Source organism: Thiolapillus sp. (assembly GCF_048562965.1).
In the GTDB taxonomy this organism is placed as follows: domain Bacteria; phylum Pseudomonadota; class Gammaproteobacteria; order Chromatiales; family Chromatiaceae; genus Thiolapillus; species Thiolapillus brandeum_A.
The window spans coordinates 1-3,280 of sequence record NZ_JBHNMF010000369.1 but is presented as its reverse complement, the minus strand read 5'-3'; the positions used below and the strand labels follow the sequence as shown (position 1 = coordinate 3,280).

Genomic DNA, 3,280 nt, shown 5'->3' with positions numbered 1-3,280 from the left:
GACGCCGCGTTCGGAGGCCTACTTTGTTTTCCCTCTGGCGCAAGGCACGCTGGGAAAACAGTGCGGCCTCGCGGCTACTGGGGTCTACCAGCCTTCGCTTCGCTCTCCATGGCTGGCAGCGCGCGCCAATTCACTGAACTAGATCAACAAATCAAAGACGCAAAATTTTCTCTTGCCGAACTGAACCGCTTGAGCGGTGGAATCGAAATCAGCACTTGCAGCGGTAAGCCATGCGTTCGCGTCGATAAAGCGTTAACGCGAAAGCTGGGAACCCATGGAAACGACGGCGACTTCTTCTTTCTCAAGCTCAAAAATACGGAGGGCCAGCAATGACAGCTCCAACAATCCCGAGCCAAAGCCCGGAACCCGATATCCCTGCCGTGTTGCTATTGACCGGCGTCATCACCCTCGCCGCCTTGGCCGGCGGCTGGTGGGTGGCCTGCTGGCTTTACTATCTCGAATTCCTGCCCGCCACGGCCACCGCTGTTGAATTTATTCCATTTCTTGGGCATTGGCTGGCCTCCCTGATTTCACACAACCGCGTGGACGCGCTGCCCGTAGGTGCCCTCATAGTCGCGGGCGCCATCACAACCGTGATCGGCATTCTCACGTTCGTCATACTCTATCGCAAGTTTACGCCGCCCACGGAAATTCATGTCCGAGGTCGCCAGCTCCTGACAGGAAAAGCGGGCATTCGGCAGGCAAAAAAGGAAACTGCCGAAGCAATCGAGCGCAGCGGCCAGGGCCTCGAAATCCTCCCTGTCCTGGCGATTGACGAGGACAGGGAAACCCGGCATATCATGGTTTTGGGCTCTCCCGGATCCGGCAAAACGACATTCATCCGTCCACTGATTGAACAGGCGCGCGAACGCGGTGACAGGTCCTTCATCTTCGACAACAAGAGCGACTTCACAAAAACCCATAGCCAAGAGGATGATGTAATCTTTATTGCACCCTGGGATTCCCGGGGCTGGGCGTGGGACATCGCCCGTGACGTGCAAAACTTGAGTGACGCGAGGGAATTTTCCACCGCGCTCATCGAGCTCGGCAAGGACCCCATGTGGGGCTTGGCAGCGAGGCAGGTTTTAACCGCGCTAGTCCGCAAGTGTCAGGTCGAGCAACCCGGCGAGTGGGGGTTCGCCGACATTGTCGCTCCCCTCAGTGGGGGTGCAACAGCAATAAAAAATTGCGTTGATCAATACAACCCCGAAGCGTCTTCACTGATTGAGGACGCCGCGAGCAAAACGGCGCAATCGATTCTGACAACCCTCGTTTCGTATCTCGCTCCGGTTTTTTCGTTGGCCGATGCGTGGGGCCGTTGTAAAACACCAGGGCGCATTTCATTCAGAGCATGGTTGGCCGATGGCTGGCAAGGGCAAAAAACCATCGTTCTCCAAGGCAATGGCCAGTATGCCGAGCTCCAGCAGGCTGTCTCCCGCACCATTTTCCGCACCATCGCCCGGGAGATGTCCAGCCCTTCAATCACCGATTGCCGCCCACATGAGCGGCGAATCTGGCTTTTCCTCGATGAGTTCCCGCAGCTTGGCAAATTGGAAAACTTCTCGCAATTCTTGGAGGTGGGCAGATCAAAAGGCTTCCGAGTGGTGCTTGGCCTCCAGGATTTGGCGCAAATCAAATCAGTATATGACAACAACATTTTCGAGAGCTGGTCATCGATGGTTGGCAGCTACTGGATCGGCAGAACTCAAGGCGTGGAGTTTGCGGATTGGATTTCAGAGCTCATCGGAAAGCGGTCGGTTCGCCACTACAGCGCTTCGCATTCCGCGTCCCTGTATGCGAACGAGAGCCCGAGCCGGACCGATCAGTACCAGAAAGTTGAAGAGTTTGTGGTTTTTCGGGATGACTTGGCAAGTGAACTCGGCCCGGAAAAAAATGGGGTTGTTGGGTTGTGGCTGTCTGGCAGCGAATATGTCTATCAGCTGGTGTGGCCCTACCTGTCCCCCGAGCTCACCGCCGAACGCCGCCCGGCGCAGGTTCCCGCCAGGTGGACCGCACCGGATTATCCATCAGCTGCCGAGCAGACACTTCACCAGTCCGCTGCCGCTGGTGGCCATGGAAATCCGGACAAGAGAGATTCCAAGCTCCAAATCAAGGAGCCATGGCCGCCCGGGAAAGAAGATAAAGAAGAAGACCCCGACGAGAATCCCAAAATCCCTGTTCCGAAACGGTTACACGAAAACCCCGAATTCGGCGACAGTGCGATCGAAAAACTGGGGAAGGAAGCAGTCGAAGAGGCCGCCGAGAATGCAGTGCTAAGCACGTTGGGACTCGATCAACTTGAGCCGATCTCACAAGTGTTCAAGATTCTCGACGCAACGCTTGAGCTTATGAACGATCAAGACGCGGCCGCGCCCGTCCAGCTCATCGATGACAATGACAAACGCAGGGTGCGCAGACGGAAAAAACGCGCGCAGGAAAACGAGGCCGATACCGAGCGATAAACAATGTTGTCCCTTTCCCCTCCAAAATCCGCCGGCGGCGCAATGAGCTACTTCTCTTCGCAGCTTGTTGAGGATGCCCAAACTGACCCCGAGGACTACTACTCCAACTCACACGAGCAACCCGGCCGCTGGCGCGGCAAAGCCGCTGCCGCGCTGGGACTGGCCGGCGAGGTGGACGGCAAGGATTTTGCGCGCACGTTGTTGGGTTATGGCCAAAACTTCAAGAAACTCGTTCAGAATGCCGGGGATTCCGAACGCCGCGCGGGACAGGACTTGACGTTCTCCGCCCCCAAAACCGTCAGTGTCGCCTGGGCATTGGCGGACGATGCGGAACTGAAATCGGGTATCGAGGAGGCTCAGCGGCGGGCCGTGGACAAAGCGTTAGAACGCATCGAGCAGGATTATCTGTTCACCCGCCGTGGCCATGGTGGGCAGGATCGGGAACACGCGGCAATGGTGGCGGCGGTCTTTGACCACCAAACCAGCCGCGAGCAAGACCCTCAGCTCCACAGCCATTGCTTCGTGATGAACGTGTGCCGCCGGGAAGACGGCACCTTTGGAACCATCGACAACAGCTTCTTTTACAAGATACAAAAGGAACTCGGCGCCTACTACCGCGTTGAGCTCGCCAAAGAAATGCAAAACCTTGGGCTGGCGGTCGAGCGTGATGGCGACAGCTTCCGGCTGAAAAACATCGATCCACGGCTCGAAAAACAGTTCTCAAAACGCCGCGATCAGATCGAATCGAAACTGGCGGAGGTGGGCAGCCACAGCGCTAGGGCATCAGAAACCGCTGCGCTGGATACGCGCAAAGACAA

General features: G+C 56.9%; 3 protein-coding genes. All 3 read left to right on the top strand.

Annotated features, from left to right (window positions below; all coding sequences use genetic code 11):
- The first annotated feature begins 108 nt into the window (after window positions 1-108).
- Window positions 109-333 (top strand): hypothetical protein, encoded by a 225-nt coding sequence (locus tag ACOCD2_RS14905; RefSeq protein WP_293649766.1) that lies wholly within the window; start codon window positions 109-111, stop codon window positions 331-333.
- Window positions 330-2,462, top strand: a complete 2,133-nt coding sequence (locus ACOCD2_RS14900) for a type IV secretion system DNA-binding domain-containing protein (protein ID WP_293701767.1) — start codon at window positions 330-332, stop codon at window positions 2,460-2,462. The genes ACOCD2_RS14905 and ACOCD2_RS14900 overlap by 4 nt, the downstream gene beginning before the upstream one ends.
- A gap of 42 nt (window positions 2,463-2,504) precedes the next feature.
- The coding region (gene mobF / locus ACOCD2_RS14895; protein WP_419625760.1) for a MobF family relaxase at window positions 2,505-3,280 on the top strand (776 nt) is incomplete at its 3' end.

Bases quoted from the DNA above. Each gene is read 5' to 3' on its own strand.
- ACOCD2_RS14905 (WP_293649766.1), top strand. From the start codon at position 109: ATGGCTGGCAGCGCGCGCCAATTCACTGAACTAGATCAACAAATCAAA.
- ACOCD2_RS14900 (WP_293701767.1), top strand. From the start codon at position 330: ATGACAGCTCCAACAATCCCGAGCCAAAGCCCGGAACCCGATATCCCT.